Origin of the sequence: Nocardioides sp. GXQ0305 (genome assembly GCF_050880345.1) — a bacterium.
Lineage (GTDB): Bacteria > Actinomycetota > Actinomycetes > Propionibacteriales > Nocardioidaceae > Nocardioides.
In genome coordinates this window covers 522170-537242 of sequence record NZ_JBNYXG010000002.1, presented here as the reverse complement: position 1 = coordinate 537242, position 15073 = coordinate 522170, and the positions used below count along the sequence as shown (strand labels likewise).

The following is a 15073-nucleotide window of genomic DNA, read 5'->3' as shown; positions in this document are numbered from 1 at the left end:
CGTGCTGGGTCTCGGCTCGCCGTCGCGACCTCGTCCCTCGGTCGCGGGCTCGCTCGACCGGGACAGCCTCAGCCGTGCGCTCGTTCCTCGCGCACGGCTGGCCTGCCCCCAACCTCTGGCCAACCTTGGGGGCCTAGCGTGAGGGGGGTCACAGCCCTGTCCCTTCCAGGCAACAACCGAGGAGGAGCCGCACATGGCCCGGATCAGCCTCACCGTCGACGGCGCCCAGGTGACCGACGACGTCGAACCCCGCATGCTGCTCGTGCACTACCTGCGCGAGAAGCTCGGCAAGACCGGCACCGTCGTGGGGTGCGACACCAGCAACTGCGGCGCCTGCACCGTCCACCTCGACGGACGCAGCGTGAAGTCGTGCAACGTGCTGGCCGTGCAGGCCGACGGGCACGAGGTCACCACGATCGAGGGCCTGGCCCAGGGCGAACAGCTCCACCCGGTCCAGGAGGCGTTCCGGGAGTGCCACGGCCTGCAGTGCGGCTTCTGCACGCCGGGCATGATCATGCAGTCGATCGACCTGCTCAACGAGACGCCCGACCCGACCGAGCAGCAGGTGCGCGAGGGCCTCGAGGGCAACCTGTGCCGCTGCACCGGCTACCACAACATCGTCAAGAGCGTGCTGCACGCCGCCAAGGGGGGTGCGCACGCATGACCGCCACCCAGGAGGCCCCGGTCGCCGAGATCGGCCGCGACCGCCGCCGCAAGGAGGACCAGCGGCTGATCACGGGCCGGACCCGCTGGACCGACAACCTGACGCTCCCGGGCATGCTCCACCTGGCCATGGTGCGCAGCCCGTTCGCCCATGCGAACATCACAGGCATCGAGACCCAGGCGGCGAAGTCGGCACCGAACGTCGTGGCGGTGCTCACCGGCCGTGACGTGGCCGACGACCAGGGCTCGCTGATCACCGCGTGGCCGATCACCGAGGACCAGAAGTCGCCGACGCACCTCCCCATGGCCGTGGACCGCGTGGCCTTCGCCGGCGAGGTCGTCGCCGTGGTGGTGGCCCGGTCGGCGGCCGAGGCTCGCGACGCCGCCGAGCTGGTCGACGTCGACTACGAAGAGCTGCCGGCAGCGCTCGACCTCAAGCAGGCCTCCGACGACACAGTCTTGGCGCACCCGGACCTGGGAACCAACAAGGCGACGTTCTGGCAGCTCGACTCCGCAGGTCAGGGGAGTGGCGGCGCCGTGGACGAGGCCATCGAGGCCGCCCGAGCCGAGGGCGTGCTCATCGAGCGCGAGTACCGCCAGCAGCGGCTGATCCCGGCGTTCATGGAGCCGCGCTCGATCGTGTGCGATCCGACCGGCGAGCAGATCTCGCTGTGGAGCTCCACCCAGGTCCCGCACATCGTCCGCTTCGCGCTCGCTGCCACGACAGGCGTGCCCGAGTCCAAGATCCGGGTCGTCGCCCCGGACGTCGGGGGCGGGTTCGGGGGCAAGCTGGCGATCATCCCGGAGGAGTGGATCACGTTCTGCGTGGGCCGCCGGATGGGCAAGCCGGTCAAGTACACCGAAACCCGGTCGGAGTCCCTGATGGCCGGGCACCACGGTCGCGACCAGTGGCAGCGACTCACCCTGGCGGCGACGAAGGAGGGGCGGGTCACCGGTCTCAAGGTCGACCTGCTGGCCGACATGGGCGCCTACGCCGCCCTGGTGGGCACGGGCGTGCCGGTCCTGGGTGCCTGGATGTTCAACTCGATCTACAAGTTCGACGCCTACCAGTTCAACCTCACGCCGGTCTACACGAACAAGACCTGGGTGGACGCCTACCGTGGCGCCGGGCGACCCGAGGCGACGTACGCCATCGAGCGGCTCATGGACGAGCTCGCCGCCGAGCTCGGGCGCGACCCGCTCGAGGTGCGCGCGGCCAACTGGATCGGGCACGACGAGTTCCCGTTCACCACGGTCGCCGGGATGACCTACGACTCCGGCAACTACGACGCGGCCACCGAGAAGGCCAAGCAGATGTTCGGCTATGACGAGCTCCGAGCCGAGCAGCGACGGCGCCGGGAGGCCGGCGACCGGGTGCAGCTCGGCATCGGAGTCTCGACGTTCACCGAGATGTGCGGACTGGCGCCGTCGCGGATCCTCGGCCAGCTCAACTACGCGGCCGGCGGCTGGGACCATGCCGACATCCGGATGCTGGCGACCGGCAAGGTGGAGGTGGTCACGGGGACGTCGCCGCACGGCCAGGGCCACGAGACGGCGTTCAGCCAGATCGTCGCCGACCGGCTCGGGGTGCCGTTCGAGGACGTCGAGGTCCTGCATGGCGACACGCAGGTGTCCTACCACGGCATGGACACCTACGGCTCGCGGTCCCTGGTGGTCGGCGGAGAGGCCGTCGTTCGCGCCGCTGACAAGGTGATCGAGAAGGCCAAGCCGATCGCGGCCCATCTCCTCGAGGCGGACGTCCAGGACCTCGAGTTCTCAGGCGGCCGGTTCGGCGTGCGCGGGACCGACAAGGCGATCGGCATCACGGACATCGCGCTCGCCGCGTTCACGGGGCACGACCTGCCGGAGGGCGCCGAGCCGTCGATCGACGCGTCAGCGAGCTTCGACCCGGACAACTTCTCCTTCCCCCACGGGACGCACCTGTGCGCGATGGAGGTCGACACCGAGACCGGCGGCGTCACGATGCGCAAGTACGTCTCCGTGGACGACATCGGCACCATCATCAATCCGCTCATCGTGTCCGGGCAGGTCCACGGTGGCCTGGTCCAGGGCATCGCCCAGGCACTGTGGGAGGAGGCGGTCCACGACGACTCCGGCACGCTGGTCTCGGGGTCGTTCGTCGACTACCTGCTGCCGACCGCGGCCGACACCATCAGCTTCGAGACCGACCACACGACGTCCCCGTCGACGTACACGATGCTCGGCACGAAGGGCGTGGGCGAGGCCGGGACCATCGCGTCCACGCCCGCCGTGGTCAACGCGGTGATCGACGCCGTACGCCACCTGGGCGTGACCGACATCCAGATGCCGTGCACGCCCGAGCGGGTGTGGCGCGCGATCCACGACGCCGGGGCGGGCGGAGCCGACCCGACCACGGGTGCCGCCGCAGCCCACTTCGACGAGTCGACGGGCACGTCAGGCACCGCCGACCGGACCACGGGAGGTGCCCAGTGATCCCCGCACAGTTCGACTACGTCGCCCCGACGTCGGTCGAGGACGCCCTGGCCGCGCTCGCCGAGCACGGCGACGACGCCAAGATCATCGCGGGCGGCCAGAGCCTGCTGCCCGTGCTCCGGATGCGGCTCAACGCGCCGGAGACCGTGATCGACCTCGGTCGGATCGACTCGCTGCGCGGCATCCGTGACGACGGTGACGCGCTGGTCATCGGGGCCATGACGACCCACCACGACGTCCGCACCAGCGACCTGGTGCGGGAGCACGCCGGGGTGATCGCCAAGGCGACCGACCTGCTGGCCGACTCGCAGATCCGCCACCGCGGCACCTTCGGTGGGGCGCTCGCCCACGCCGACCCCGCGGGCGACCTGGGGGCCGGTGCCCTGTCGCTCGGCGCGGAGTTCGTGATCGCCGGCAGCGGCGGGACCCGCACGGTGCCGGCGTCGGAGTTCTTCGTGGACTTCTTCGAGACCGCGATCGGCGACGACGAGATCCTCACCGAGGTCCGGGTGCCCAAGCACACCGGCTGGGGCTCGCACTACGAGAAGTTCGTGCGCATCGTCCACCAGTGGCCGATCGTGGCCGTCGCCGCGACGGTCCGGGTCGAGGGCGGCACCATCGCCGAGGCCCGGATCGGGCTGACCAACATGGGCTCCACGCCGGTCCGCGCGACCGGGGTCGAGGAGTCGCTGGCCGGCGCCGAGGCGACCGAGGACGGCGTACGTGCGGCGGCCGACCGGGCCGCCGAGGGCACCGACCCGCCCTCGGACCTCAACGGCGACGCCGACTACCGACGGCACATCGCGACGGTGCTGACCCGACGCGCCGTGCTCGCGGCCGCAGGAGCCTGACGGGTGGAGCTGCAGCACCGGTTCACCGTCCCCGCCGGGGTCGAGGAGACCTGGGCCCACTTCAGTGACATCGAGGGTGTGGCCGGGTGCTTCCCGGGCGCGACGGTCACCGAGGCGGACACCGAGTCGTTCTCGGGCACGGTGAAGGTCAAGCTGGGCCCGATCGCGCTCGTCTACAACGGCAGCGGCACCTTCGTCGAGAAGGACGAGGCCGGCCACCGGATGGTCATCGACGCCAAGGGCAAGGACAAGCGCGGCAACGGGACCGCAGGCGCGGTGGTGACCGCGACCATGACCGAAGCGAGTCCGGGCTCCACCGACGTGGAGGTCAGCACCGACCTCAGCATCACGGGCAAGGCGGCCCAGTTCGGTCGTGGCAACGTGATCAAGGACGTCTCGGACAAGCTGCTCGGCCAGTTCGTCGCGTGCCTGGAGCAGCGGCTCGGTGCGGACACCGAGACGGGGGCCGCCCCCGCCGAGCCTGCGGCGACGCCGGATCCGGCGGCCGCGACGGAGAGGGCCACCGAGACCCCCGCTGAGGCGCCGGCGCCGGAACCGCAGGCGCCGGCTGCCTCGGCGGGTGCGCCCGCCGCGGCGACCTCGCCGGCTGCGGGACCCCCACCTCCCGCGCCGCGCCAGCCGTCGGAGCAGGACGACGCCATCGACCTCGGCGCGACCGTGCTGCCGGTGCTCGCGCGGACGTACTGGAAGCCCGCGGTCGCCGTGCTGGTCGTGGTCGTCGCCGTCATCTGGTGGCTGGCCTCGCGCGACTGAGGGCTCGAACTCAGAACACGTTGAGCGGTCGGAACTGGACCGACATCCGGGGCCCGGCCGCGGCGACCTTGGGCACGCTGTGCTCCCAGGTGCGCTGGCACGAGCCGCCCATCACGACCAGGTCGCCGTGCCCCATCTCGACGGCGATCGACTCGCCGCCGCCGCGGGGGCGCAGCGCCAGCCGGCGCGGGTCGCCCACCGAGACGATGGCGACCATGGTGTCGACGCTCCGCCCGCGACCGATCCGGTCGCCGTGCCAGGCGACGCTGTCGCGGCCGTCGCGGTAGTAGCAGCACCCGGCGGTCACGAACGGCTCGCCCAGCTCGGGCAGGTAGTGCGCCGAGAGCGCGTCGCGGGCCGCCTCGAGCGCCGGGTGGGGCAGCGGTTCCCCGACCCCGTAGGTGTGGACCAGGCGCGGGACGTCGACGACCCGGTCGTACATCTGTCGCCGCTCGGCACGCCACGGGACGTCGTGGGCCATCGTGGTCAGCACCTCGTCGGGGTCGACCAGCCAGCTGCGCTGCACGTCGATCCAGGCGCCCCGGGTGAGCGGGGTGCGCTCGGGGCGGAGGGGCCGCGGGCCGCTCGGGGCGGGCCCGGGTTCGGCGTCGAACAGCGTCCCCTGGAACTGCATGGTCCGGACGCTACCACGGAATCGAACATCTGTTCGACAGGGCGAGGTTGGCCATTCCGGGGACGGGGGGCCGCGCCCCCGCGTACCCTCGCGACCGTGGAAGCCCTGTTGTCCGAGCATGGTCACGTGCCCAAGCACGTGCAGGTGCGGGAGTACGTGCGGGGGCTGGTCCGTGAGGCCCAGCCCGGCACGGCCGCGCCCTCGGAGCGGGAGCTCGTGCAGCGGTTCCGCGTCGCCCGGATGACGGTGCGCCAGGCGCTGGACGCCCTGGTCGCCGAGGGGCTCCTCGAGCGGGTGCCCGGCCGGGGCACCTTCGTGTCCCACCCGCGGCGCGGCATCGGCCGGCTGCGCGGGTTCACCGAGGAGATGACGGCCCGGGGCATGCTCGCCGAGTCGCAGAACCTGCTCGCCCGTCGCGACCAGGCGGGACCGGGCGTGGCGCGCGCCCTCGAGATCACGCCGGGCGACCCGGTGATCCGGTGGAAGCGGCTGCGACGTGCCGACGGCACGCCGATGTGCATCGAGGACGCCTACCTCAACGAGGTCCTGATCCCCGGCTTCCTGCAGAGCGGCATGCCGACGAGCCTGTACGAGGCGCTCGGCGCCCGTGGCCTGAGGCCCACCAGGGCCGAGGACTCCGTCGCGGCCGACGTCGCGTCGCCCGACGAGGCCGAGATGCTCGAGGTGCCGGTCGGCAGCCCGGTGCTGCGCCACTCGCGCCGTTCGCTGTCGCGCGGCAAGGTCGTCGAGGTGTCGCGCTCGGTCTACCGGGCCGACCGGTTCACCCTCTGGGTCCAGCTCGGCCGGGACAGCTGATCAACCTCCGGGACCGGGAAAGCTGAGGCGACCGAGCTCGGCCACCGCGGTCCCCGACTCCTCGCACACCCACACCGGGTCCGGTCCTCCGAGGTCCGGCTGGATGTGGAGAGCGTGCACCGGCCCGCGTCGGCAGATCCGGCACTCCGGCCAGCGACCCCCGGCGTCGACGACCGCGTCCTGCACGTCCTGCGCGACCAACCCGGCGACGTACACCTCGCCCTCGGGCCACTGCTCGGCCCACCACCGGCGCGAGGCGACCGCCTCCTCGAGGGCCGAGACCACGGCCGCCGTCGCCTGCTGACGGGCCTCGAGGTCGGCCAGCACGAGCGCACGGGCTGCGAGGAACAGCCGGTGGTCCATTCGGCCATTGTGCCTCGCGCGCCCACACCGGTGGGAGGGCCCGCGGTCCTAGAGTGACCCCATGGACCAGCCGCTGCTGGAGGTCGCGGTGCGCGGTCCGGGCGACGTCGCCGGGGCCGACGAGGGTGGGGCCGACCGGCTGCACCTCGCGGACGACGGCGACCGCTCGCCGGAGCCCGCGACCGTCTCGACGGTGTGCCGCGAGACCGACCTCCCCGTGTTCTGCCTGCTCCGGCTCACCGACTCGTGGACGACCACCGGGGGCGAGCTGACCCGGCTCGCAGGGCTGGCCGAGGACTACCTCGGCTGCGGTGCCGCGGGCGTCTCCTTCGGGTTCCTCGACGGCGACCTCGAGGTCGACGCCGAGGTGTGCGCCCACCTCGCCGAGCAGCTGCCGGGGGTCCCGTGGACCTTCCACCAGGCGATCGACGCGTCCCTCGACGCCGAGCGGGCCTGGGCGCGGGTGGTCGACCTGCTCGGGCTGGTCGCCGTCCGCTCGGCCGGGTCGCCCCGGGGTCTCGCGGTCGGGTACGACGACCTGCTCGCCCTCGCCTCCCGGTCCCCGCGGGTCGCCGGGCTGCTGATGCCGGGCGAGGGACTGCTCGGCGAGCACGTCCCGTGGTTCGTCCGGGCCGGGGTCCGGTCCTTCCACCTCGGGCCGCAGGCCCGACCGGGCGGCACCGCGAAGGCCTGGGTCGACGCCGGGCACGTGCGCTCGTGGCGGTTGCTGGTCGACGACGCCGTCGCCCGCGTGCGCGGGGCCGACGCCGGATGATCCTGATCGACCCGCCCAACGCGGCGGGACGTGGACGCCTCTGGTCGCACCTGGCCAGCGACACGTCGTACGACGAGCTGCACGCCTTCGCCCGCACCGTCGGCATCCCCGAACGGGGCTTCGACCGCGACCACTACGACGTTCCGTCGGAGTGGTACGACGACATGCTCGCCGCCGGCGCCGTCCCCGTGACGTCCCGCGACCTGGTCTCCCGCCTGGTGGCCGCCGGCCTGCGCCGCCGCAAGCCCCAGCGTTGACCAGGGCCTCGCTCGGCGCCGAGCCGGGGCGAGCCTCACCCCTCCTCGAGCCGGGCCAGCTCGGCGGTGACGTTGGCGCGGGCCCGGTCCTCCCAGAGCCGACGAGCCGTGTCGGTGTGGAAGAGCGACGGCTTCGCCAACAGGTCGGCGAGCACCGCCGCGCGTCCGCGTGCGAAGTCGTCGTCAGGCACCGCGGCGTACTCCCGGCGTACGTCCGCGACGTACTCGGCGTAGCGCCCGGGCGGCGCCGCCAGGATCGCCAGGTCGGCGTCGCTCAGCAGCCGGCCGCGCTCGTCGCCCTCGTCCGGCCGGTGCCGCTCGGTCGTCCGCACCAGCCTCCCGACCTCCCGGCCGAGTCCCGCGGGCAGCACGCGCTCGGCCCAGACCGCCGAGCGCTCCTCGTCGTCCGCGGCCCCGTCGTGCACGCCGTCGTGGAACCACGCCGCCAGCCGCACCACGTCGTCGTCGGAGCCCAGGTCGGTCAGCCGGTCGAGCACCTCGGCCAGGTGGCGGAGGTCGTGGTAGCCGCGGTCCGGCCCGGCCCAGGCGGCGAGCAGCTCGTCGCGCACGTCGAGGTGCGTCTCGAGCGGCCAGCGCCCGGCCAGGTCCATGCGGGCCATTGAAGCAGCGGTCGGCTCAGCCGGTACGCCGTGCGGCGAGGCCGCGCGCCGTCTCCCGGCCCGGGCTCAGCGCCCAGCGCAGCGTGCGGGTCGCGGCAGCGCCGAGCGCCCGGACCACCGTCCGCTCCGACACGGGCAGCGACGGCAGCCGCAGCGGCCGCCTGCTCCATCGCGGCATCAGCGCGATCGCCGCCGCGACCAGCACGGCGTACGCCGGCCGGGCGGGCACCGCGATCGGCGGCCGGAGCACGACGTGGCGCACCGCCTCGCGCGCGTGGTCGGTCGCCCGCAGCTCGGGCCGGTAGCCCTCCAGGGCGGCCGCCAGCCCGGCCTCGGTCGTGGGCGGGTCGAGGACCCCGAGCCGTCGCGCGATCTCGGCGGCCTGCGCGACGTAGGTGTCGCGGCCCGCGGCGTCGAGCGGTCGCTTCCCGTAGACCTGGTGGGCGCGCAGGAAGCTGTCGACCTCGGCGACGTGCACCCAGCGGAGCAGGTGCGGGTCGCTGGCGGCGTACGGCGTCCCGTCGGGCAGGGTTCCGGTCACCCGCTCGTGGATCGCGCGGACCGCGTCGACCGCGGCCTGGGCGTCGTCGACGTGCCCGAAGGTGGTCACGGCGAGGAACCGGCTGGTGCGGGCGAGCCGACCGAGCATGTCGGCGCGGTAGTCGGAGTGCTCGGCCACGCCGGCCATGGCGGCAGGGTGGAGGGTCTGCAGCAGCAGGGCCCGGATGCCACCGATGAACATCGACGCGTCGCCGTGGACGCGGCCGATGGGGGAGTCGGGCTCGAACCACCGTGGTCCGGGGCGGCCGTGGATCCGCTCGCGGTGCCGGGGGCCGTCGGGCCCGGCCGTCACCCGGAAGATCGCCTCGCCCAGCCGGGAACGGAGCGGGGTCGCCATGCTCCCGAGAGTACGTGGGGGCGACTAGCGTGCCGCCATGAGCCGGGAGGGGCGGCCACCGCTGGTCACACGCGACTTCGTGCTGCTGGGGGCTGCCGACCTCGCGTACTTCACCGGCATCGGGGTCGCGGTGCTGCTCCTGCCCCGCTGGGCGACCGGTCCGGTGGCTGCGGGGGAGGCGGGGGCGGGGCTGGCGTTCGGGGCCTTCGCGATCACCGCGCTCGTGTGCCGGCCGTACGCCGGTCGGCTGTCGGACCGGCACGGACGCCGGGCGCTGATGGTGGGTGGTGCCGCACTCTGTGCGGCGGGGATGGCCGTGCTGCCGCTGGTCACCTCGCTGGCCGGTGTGGTCGCGGTCCGGCTCGTGCAGGGGGTGGCCGAGGCGGGCTTCTTCGTGGCCGGCTTCGCCCTGCTGGCCGACCTCGCGCCGGCCGAGCGGCTGGGGGAGGCGCTGAGCTACAACTCGCTCGGGCTCTACCTCGGCTTCGCGCTCGGTCCGCCGCTGGGGGCGTGGGTGCTGTCCGAAGCCGGTTTCGTCGTGGCGTGGGAGGTCTCGGCCGGGCTGGTGGCGCTGGCCACGGTCCTGGCGCTGCTGATCGCCGAACCGGAGCGGGAGGCCGGCGACGGGGGCCACTCCGACCTGCTGCACCGGCCCTCGATCCCGGTGGCGGTCGCCTTCCTGACCTCGCTGGCGGCGGTGAGCGGGTTCCTCGCGTTCGGCGCGCTGCACGCCGGCCGGATCGGCTTCGACAACGCCGGTGTCCCGATGCTGGCCTACGGACTGGTCGTGGTGGCCTGTCGGCTGGTCTTCGCGCGGGTCCCCGACCGGGTGCCGCCGCTGCCGCTCGCCGCCGTGTCGCTCGCGGGCATCGCCGTGGGCCTGGTGCTGATGGCGGCGCTCGCGACGCCGGCGGGCTTCCTGGCCGGCGTGGTCGTGATGTCGGTGGGCGTCGCGTTCGCGACGCCGGCGCTGTTCACGGCGGTGTTCGCGACGGCCGCGCCCTCGGAGCGGGGTGCCGCCTCCGGCACCGCGTCCGCCGCGATCGACCTGGCGCTCGGCCTCGGCCCGATCCTCGCCGGGGTGCTGGCCCAGGCCAGCGGCATCCCGGCGGCCTTCGTGGCCGGCGCGGTCGTCGCCCTGGCCGGCGCGGCCTGGTCGCTGCTGCTCGCGCGGCGGCGTCAGCCCTCGTCGGGCATCAGGACCCAGAGCACGATGTAGGCGATGAACTGCGGCCCGGGCAGCAGGCAGCTCAGGGCGAAGATCAGCCGCACGGTGTTGGGCGAGACGCCGAACCGGCGCGCCAGCCCGGAGCAGACGCCGGCGATCCAGCGGTCGTCCCGGGGACGGACGAGAGTACGTGGGACAGGTGTCGTGGTCATGCGTCCAGCGTGCCTCGCGCGGCCGCCGGATTCATCCCCGAGAGCCCGATATCAGGGTGCGGTCAGGGTCGCTCGGCGCCCATCATGACGAGGTGCGACCCACCGAGGACTCCTTCCACGCCCTGGCGCGCAGCGCGCCCTGGCGGTGGATGTCGCTGCACTTCCGGCACCGCTCGGAGGCGACCACGAGGTACGGCGGCGAGGTCGAGGCGTGGGTGGAGCGGCCCGGCCGGACCCGGGTCGTCTCAGCCGACGCGCGGGAGTTCGTCGAGACCGGCCTGCCCTACAGCAGGTGGCCGGAGCGCGACCGCCGGTGGCCGCACCTCGCCGCGCCGACGTACCGGCCCGACGGGCTGGTCGCCGAGCGCCCGGGCGACGGGGACGTCGACTACGACGACCCGATGTTCGAGAACTTCTCGTGGGTGGCGATGCTCGACCCGGTGGAGCTGAGCCACGACGTACGGGTCGAGGCCCCCCGCGAGGCCGAGGTCGCCGGCAGGCCCGTGCTCCGGGCCCGGGTGGTGGCCGGGCCGGGGTACGAGCCGAGGTGCGGCGGGAACTGCTGCGAGCTGTTGTTCGGCGAGGCCGGGCTGCAGGCCGACTTCGACGACCCCTCCCGGGTGCCTGCCGACCTCCGGGGACGCGTCTATCCGGCGGGGTACGACGTCGCGCTCGACGTGGCCACCGGGGTCGTGGTCCGCTGCCTGCCGATCGGCGGTGACGGTCGGGCGCCGTGGCTGGAGAACGACATCGTCGACGCGCGCTGACCGCTACAGGAGCGACTCGTCGTGCGGCGCGGTCAGCGGACCTCCGGCGTCGCCGGTGTTGACCACGCCGCGCGGCTCGATGAGCAGGGCGTGCACCTCGCCGTCGGCGCGGGGACAGTGCTCGACACCCCGCGGGACGACGTACAGCTGCCCGGCGCCGACGGTGACGTCACGGTCGCGCAGCTGGATGGTGAGCTCGCCGTCGACGACCAGGAAGAGCTCGTCGGTGTCGGGATGGCTGTGCCAGGTGAAGTCGCCCTGGATCTTGACGACCTTGATCTCGTAGTCGTTCATCCGGGCGACCACCTTCGGCGACCATAGGTCGGAGAAGGAGGCCAGCCGGTCAGCGAGGTCCACGACGTGCTCCGTCATGGCATCGATCCTCGCCCACGCGCGGGTCGCCCGCCAGGGAGGCGCCAGGTCCGGCGGGCGAGGAGGGGCTGCTCAGAGGTCGACGGCGTCGAGGATCCGGTAGGCGTAGCCCTGCTCGGCGAGGAACCGCTGCCGGTTGGCGGCGAAGTCGGCGTCGACGGTGTCGCGGGAGACGATCGCGTAGAAGCGCGCGACCTTTCGCGGGCCGTCCTTCTCCCTCTGACCGGGCCGCAGCAGCCGGCCGAGCCGCTGCGCCTCCTCCTGGCGGGAGCCGAACGAACCGGAGACCTGGATCGCGACCGCAGCCTCGGGCAGGTCGATCGAGAAGTTGGCGACCTTGGACACGACGAGCAGCGACAGCTCGCCGCCGCGGAACGCGTCGAACAGCCGCTGCCGCTCCCTGACCGGGGTGTCGCCCTTGATGACGGGTGCGTCGAGGTCGGCGCCGATCTCGTCGAGCTGCTCGAGGTACTGGCCGATCACCAGCGTCGGCTCGCCCGCGTGCTGGGCCACGAGCTGCTCGGCGACCCGGGTCTTCGCCGGGGTGCACGCGGCGAGCCGGTAGCGCTCGTCCGGCTCGGCCGTGGCGTAGGCCAGCCGCTCGCCCTCCGACAGCGACACCCGGACCTCGACGCAGTCGGCGGGCGCGATCCAGCCCTGGGACTCGATGTCCTTCCACGGGGCGTCGTACCGCTTGGGACCGATCAGGCTGAACACGTCGCCCTCGCGCCCGTCCTCGCGCACGAGGGTCGCGGTCAGCCCGATCCGGCGCCGCGCCTGCAGGTCGGCGGTCATCCGGAAGATCGGCGCCGGCAGGAGGTGCACCTCGTCGTACACGATCAGGCCCCAGTCGCGTGCGTCGAGCAGCTCGAGGTGGGTGTAGACGCCCTTCCGGCGCGTCGTCATGACCTGGTACGTCGCGATCGTGACCGGTCGCACCTCCTTGACCGACCCGGAGTACTCGCCGATCTCGTCCTCGGTGAGGCTGGTCCGCCGGAGCAGCTCGTCCTTCCACTGCCGGGCGCTGACGGTGTTGGTGACCAGGATCAGCGTGGTCGCCCGGGCGTGGGCCATCGCGGCCGCGCCGACGATCGTCTTGCCGGCACCGCACGGCAGCACGACGACTCCCGAGCCGCCGTGCCAGAACGACTCCGCCGCGTCCCGCTGGTAGTCGCGCAGCGACCAGCCGTCCTCGGCGAGGTCGATCGCGTGCGCCTCGCCGTCGACGTAGCCGGCGAAGTCCTCGGCCGGCCAGCCCAGCTTGAGCAGCGCCTGCTTGAGGTTGCCGCGCTCGGAGGGGTGCACGACGACGGTGTCCCCGTCCGGCCCGCCGATGCGCGCGCCGAGCATTCCCTTGATCTTCTTCGCGCGCAGCACCTCCTCCAGCACCGGCCGGTCGGTGCTGGCGAGGACCAGGCCGTGGGTGGGGTGCTTCTCCAGCCGCAGCCGGCCGTAGCGGGCCATCGTCTCGGCGACGTCGACGAGCAGCGCGTGGGGGACGGCGTACCGGCTGTAGGTGAGCAGGGTGTCGACGACCTGCTCGGCGTCGTGGCCGGCGGCCCGCGCGTTCCACAGGCCGAGCGGCGTGAGCCGGTAGGTGTGCACGTGCTCGGGGCTGCGCTCGAGCTCGGCGAAGGGCGCGATCGCCTTGCGGCAGTCGGCCGCCTGCTCGTGGTCGACCTCGAGCAGCAGCGTCTTGTCCGACTGGACGATGAGGGGACCGTCGTTCATTCCGGGGTCCCCGCGGAGGCGTGAGCGCAGCGAGCGGCTTCGTGGGGTGGGGTCATGACCGGCCCAGCCTACGGAGCCACCGCAACGACCGCGGTCGCGTCCCGGTCGTCGTCGGTCTCGACGGACGCCTCGAGCCCGGCCGCCTCGCACGCCGCGACGGTGAGGGTGGCCTGACGCCGCGAGGTCTCGACCAGCAGGCGGCCGCCGGGACGGAGCCAGTCGCGGACGCCGTCCGCGACCCGGCGGTGCAGGCCGACCCCGTCGTCGCCGCCGTCGAGCGCCACCCGCGGCTCGTGGTCGCGGGCCTCGGGCGGCATGTCGGCGATCGCGTCGGTGGGCACGTACGGCGCGTTGACGACCACGACGTCGACCGCGTTCCGCAGCGTGGCGGGCAGGGCGGCGTACAGGTCGCCCTCGACCACTCGCTGCGTCGGCAGGTTGCGCCGCGCGCAGGCCACCGCCACCGGGTCGACGTCCGCCGCCCACACCTCGGCCTCCGGTACCTCGTGCTGCACCGCCGCCCCGACCGCCCCCGACCCGCAGCACAGGTCGACCACGCGGGGTGCCGATAGCTGGACGCCGAAATCATCGTCGGCCGGCCCGGAATGATGATTTCGGCGGCCAAGTATCGACACCGCCAGGTCCACCAACAGCTCGGTACGGCGGCGGGGGACGAACACGCCGGGGGTGACGGTGACCCGGAGGCCGTGGAAGGAGGCCCAGCCGAGCAGGTGCTCCAGCGGCTCGCCGGCGACGCGTCGCCCGACCAGGGCCTCCAGCGACGGGCCGGAGGCGGCGCCGATCAGCAGTGCGGCCTCCTCCTCGGCGAAGACGCACCCCGCCGCCCGCAACCGGGCCGCGAGCTCCGCCTCAGACAGCGGAGGCCTTCTGTCGCGCGCGGTAGGCGGCCACGTTGGCCCGCGAGGAGCAGCGGTCCGAGCAGTAGCGGCGGGACTTGTTGGGGGAGGTGTCGACGTAGACGTGGTCGCACCGCTCGGCGGCGCACACCCCCATCCGGGTCGGGCCGAGGTCGCAGACCAGGGTGGCCAGCCCGAGCAGCGCCTCACCGATCAGCAGCTGGGAGACCGAGTCGGCCCGGGACGCGACGTGCAGGTGGAGGTTGCCCGGGTCGTGGTCGGAGATCATCGGGGTGAGGGGGTGCTTCTCCATCAGCTCGTTGAGCCCGCCGATCACGCCCTCGACGTCGGCCGCGTCGGAGGCCTCGAAGACCGGTCGCAGCTCGCGCTGGAACCGGCGCAGCACGCTGGCGTCACGATCGGTGCAGGAGGGGTGCAGCCACTCCCGGGCCACCAGGTGGGACACGAGGGCGTCGCGGTCGGGCAGCGCCGCGTTGAGCAGCCCCGCCGTCGCCTCGGCGTACCTCACGAAGTCCACGTCTGGAGTCTACGGTCGGGGCGCAGGCCCGGCGGGGCGTACGGAGGTGATCCGGTGGACCGCGAACCGGCGCCGGTCCTCGCTGCGGACGTCGTACGCCGCCAGCTGCCCGCCCTCGACGGCGGTCGGGTGCACGAGCCGCTCGGTCCGGGTGCCGTGGTTGTCGACGTACCCGATCAGCACGGGCACCCCGGCCTCGACCGCGTCCCGCAGCGCGGCCAGCGACCCACCGGGGGTGAGCGTCTCGGCGGCCCCGGCCGGGCGCGACGCCGCGACCTGGTCACCGGCCCGGATCGCGGCCA

19 protein-coding genes are annotated in these 15073 nt (G+C 73.6%); 9 read left to right on the top strand and 10 right to left on the bottom strand.

The features are described from left to right. Positions 1 to 193: 193 nt before the first annotated feature. Genes ACQ1X7_RS07505 through ACQ1X7_RS07490 form a run of 4 tightly spaced genes read left to right on the top strand, consistent with a single transcriptional unit; the run spans position 194 to position 4763 of the window. Positions 194 to 664, top strand: coding sequence for a (2Fe-2S)-binding protein (locus ACQ1X7_RS07505; protein ID WP_432477544.1), 471 nt, complete (start codon positions 194 to 196; stop codon positions 662 to 664). Continuing rightward, entirely contained in the window at positions 661 to 3138 is a 2478-nt protein-coding gene (locus tag ACQ1X7_RS07500; RefSeq protein ID WP_432477543.1) for a xanthine dehydrogenase family protein molybdopterin-binding subunit, read from the top strand. Before ACQ1X7_RS07505 ends, ACQ1X7_RS07500 begins: the two co-directional genes overlap by 4 nt. Beyond that, positions 3135 to 3989 carry an FAD binding domain-containing protein gene (locus tag ACQ1X7_RS07495; RefSeq protein WP_432477542.1) on the top strand — a complete coding sequence of 285 codons (855 nt, stop codon included), beginning with the start codon at positions 3135 to 3137 and terminating at the stop codon, positions 3987 to 3989. The genes ACQ1X7_RS07500 and ACQ1X7_RS07495 overlap by 4 nt, the downstream gene beginning before the upstream one ends. 3 nt (positions 3990 to 3992) lie before the next feature. Continuing rightward, positions 3993 to 4763, top strand: a complete 771-nt coding sequence (locus tag ACQ1X7_RS07490; protein WP_432477541.1) for an SRPBCC family protein — start codon at positions 3993 to 3995, stop codon at positions 4761 to 4763. 10 nt (positions 4764 to 4773) lie between these two features. On the opposite strand, the gene ACQ1X7_RS07485 is transcribed toward ACQ1X7_RS07490, so the two are convergent. After that, positions 4774 to 5397 carry an alpha-ketoglutarate-dependent dioxygenase AlkB gene (locus ACQ1X7_RS07485; protein ID WP_432477540.1) on the bottom strand — a complete coding sequence of 208 codons (624 nt, stop codon included), beginning with the start codon at positions 5395 to 5397 and terminating at the stop codon, positions 4774 to 4776. Positions 5398 to 5523: 126 nt separating this feature from the next. On the opposite strand from ACQ1X7_RS07485, the gene ACQ1X7_RS07480 reads away from it, so the two are divergent. Further along, a complete protein-coding gene (locus tag ACQ1X7_RS07480; protein ID WP_432477539.1) occupies positions 5524 to 6213 on the top strand; it encodes a GntR family transcriptional regulator in 690 nt (229 codons plus the stop codon). On the opposite strand, the gene ACQ1X7_RS07475 is transcribed toward ACQ1X7_RS07480, so the two are convergent. After that, positions 6214 to 6576, bottom strand: a complete 363-nt coding sequence (locus ACQ1X7_RS07475) for a hypothetical protein (RefSeq protein WP_432477538.1) — start codon at positions 6574 to 6576, stop codon at positions 6214 to 6216. Positions 6577 to 6637: 61 nt separating this feature from the next. On the opposite strand from ACQ1X7_RS07475, the gene ACQ1X7_RS07470 reads away from it, so the two are divergent. Beyond that, entirely contained in the window at positions 6638 to 7351 is a 714-nt protein-coding gene (locus ACQ1X7_RS07470) for a copper homeostasis protein CutC (protein ID WP_432477537.1), read from the top strand. Continuing rightward, positions 7348 to 7608, top strand: coding sequence for a DUF4031 domain-containing protein (locus ACQ1X7_RS07465; protein ID WP_432477536.1), 261 nt, complete (start codon positions 7348 to 7350; stop codon positions 7606 to 7608). Before ACQ1X7_RS07470 ends, ACQ1X7_RS07465 begins: the two co-directional genes overlap by 4 nt. Before the next feature lie 35 nt (positions 7609 to 7643). Here ACQ1X7_RS07465 and ACQ1X7_RS07460 read toward each other — a convergent pair whose 3' ends face one another. Next, the gene (locus tag ACQ1X7_RS07460) at positions 7644 to 8219 is read right to left on the bottom strand and encodes an HD domain-containing protein (protein WP_432477535.1); all 576 of its coding nucleotides are present in this window, start codon (positions 8217 to 8219) and stop codon (positions 7644 to 7646) included. A gap of 25 nt (positions 8220 to 8244) precedes the next feature. After that, positions 8245 to 9126 (bottom strand): oxygenase MpaB family protein, encoded by an 882-nt coding sequence (locus ACQ1X7_RS07455; RefSeq protein WP_432477534.1) that lies wholly within the window; start codon positions 9124 to 9126, stop codon positions 8245 to 8247. Positions 9127 to 9163: 37 nt separating this feature from the next. On the opposite strand from ACQ1X7_RS07455, the gene ACQ1X7_RS07450 reads away from it, so the two are divergent. Continuing rightward, a complete protein-coding gene (locus ACQ1X7_RS07450) occupies positions 9164 to 10345 on the top strand; it encodes an MFS transporter (RefSeq protein WP_432477533.1) in 1182 nt (393 codons plus the stop codon). Here ACQ1X7_RS07450 and ACQ1X7_RS07445 read toward each other — a convergent pair. After that, entirely contained in the window at positions 10306 to 10506 is a 201-nt protein-coding gene (locus ACQ1X7_RS07445; protein WP_432477532.1) for a PspC domain-containing protein, read from the bottom strand. The genes ACQ1X7_RS07450 and ACQ1X7_RS07445 overlap by 40 nt on opposite strands. A gap of 92 nt (positions 10507 to 10598) precedes the next feature. Here ACQ1X7_RS07445 and ACQ1X7_RS07440 point away from each other — a divergent pair, with 92 nt between their 5' ends. After that, positions 10599 to 11273 carry a hypothetical protein gene (locus ACQ1X7_RS07440; RefSeq protein ID WP_432477531.1) on the top strand — a complete coding sequence of 225 codons (675 nt, stop codon included), beginning with the start codon at positions 10599 to 10601 and terminating at the stop codon, positions 11271 to 11273. 3 nt (positions 11274 to 11276) lie between these two features. On the opposite strand, the gene ACQ1X7_RS07435 is transcribed toward ACQ1X7_RS07440, so the two are convergent. From ACQ1X7_RS07435 to ACQ1X7_RS07415, 5 genes are all read right to left on the bottom strand, one after another. Beyond that, on the bottom strand, positions 11277 to 11645 hold the full coding sequence (locus tag ACQ1X7_RS07435; RefSeq protein WP_432477530.1) for a cupin domain-containing protein: 369 nt from the start codon (positions 11643 to 11645) through the stop codon (positions 11277 to 11279). A 72-nt stretch (positions 11646 to 11717) separates the two neighbouring features. Beyond that, positions 11718 to 13376 carry a DNA repair helicase XPB gene (locus ACQ1X7_RS07430; RefSeq protein ID WP_432477529.1) on the bottom strand — a complete coding sequence of 553 codons (1659 nt, stop codon included), beginning with the start codon at positions 13374 to 13376 and terminating at the stop codon, positions 11718 to 11720. A 68-nt stretch (positions 13377 to 13444) separates the two neighbouring features. Beyond that, on the bottom strand, positions 13445 to 14227 hold the full coding sequence (locus ACQ1X7_RS07425; protein WP_432477528.1) for a putative protein N(5)-glutamine methyltransferase: 783 nt from the start codon (positions 14225 to 14227) through the stop codon (positions 13445 to 13447). 19 nt (positions 14228 to 14246) lie between these two features. Next, on the bottom strand, positions 14247 to 14771 hold the full coding sequence (locus ACQ1X7_RS07420; protein ID WP_432477527.1) for a CGNR zinc finger domain-containing protein: 525 nt from the start codon (positions 14769 to 14771) through the stop codon (positions 14247 to 14249). Positions 14772 to 14780: 9 nt separating this feature from the next. Then, the coding region (locus ACQ1X7_RS07415; protein ID WP_432477526.1) for a WYL domain-containing protein at positions 14781 to 15073 on the bottom strand (293 nt) is incomplete at its 5' end.

Bases quoted from the DNA above. Each gene is read 5' to 3' on its own strand.
- ACQ1X7_RS07505 (WP_432477544.1), top strand. From the start codon at position 194: ATGGCCCGGATCAGCCTCACCGTCGACGGCGCCCAGGTGACCGACGAC.
- ACQ1X7_RS07500 (WP_432477543.1), top strand. From the start codon at position 661: ATGACCGCCACCCAGGAGGCCCCGGTCGCCGAGATCGGCCGCGACCGC.
- ACQ1X7_RS07485 (WP_432477540.1), bottom strand. From the start codon at position 5,397: ATGCAGTTCCAGGGGACGCTGTTCGACGCCGAACCCGGGCCCGCCCCG.
- ACQ1X7_RS07475 (WP_432477538.1), bottom strand. From the start codon at position 6,576: ATGGACCACCGGCTGTTCCTCGCAGCCCGTGCGCTCGTGCTGGCCGAC.
- ACQ1X7_RS07470 (WP_432477537.1), top strand. From the start codon at position 6,638: ATGGACCAGCCGCTGCTGGAGGTCGCGGTGCGCGGTCCGGGCGACGTC.
- ACQ1X7_RS07465 (WP_432477536.1), top strand. From the start codon at position 7,348: ATGATCCTGATCGACCCGCCCAACGCGGCGGGACGTGGACGCCTCTGG.
- ACQ1X7_RS07460 (WP_432477535.1), bottom strand. From the start codon at position 8,219: ATGGACCTGGCCGGGCGCTGGCCGCTCGAGACGCACCTCGACGTGCGC.
- ACQ1X7_RS07455 (WP_432477534.1), bottom strand. From the start codon at position 9,126: ATGGCGACCCCGCTCCGTTCCCGGCTGGGCGAGGCGATCTTCCGGGTG.
- ACQ1X7_RS07450 (WP_432477533.1), top strand. From the start codon at position 9,164: ATGAGCCGGGAGGGGCGGCCACCGCTGGTCACACGCGACTTCGTGCTG.
- ACQ1X7_RS07445 (WP_432477532.1), bottom strand. From the start codon at position 10,506: ATGACCACGACACCTGTCCCACGTACTCTCGTCCGTCCCCGGGACGAC.
- ACQ1X7_RS07435 (WP_432477530.1), bottom strand. From the start codon at position 11,645: ATGACGGAGCACGTCGTGGACCTCGCTGACCGGCTGGCCTCCTTCTCC.
- ACQ1X7_RS07430 (WP_432477529.1), bottom strand. From the start codon at position 13,376: ATGAACGACGGTCCCCTCATCGTCCAGTCGGACAAGACGCTGCTGCTC.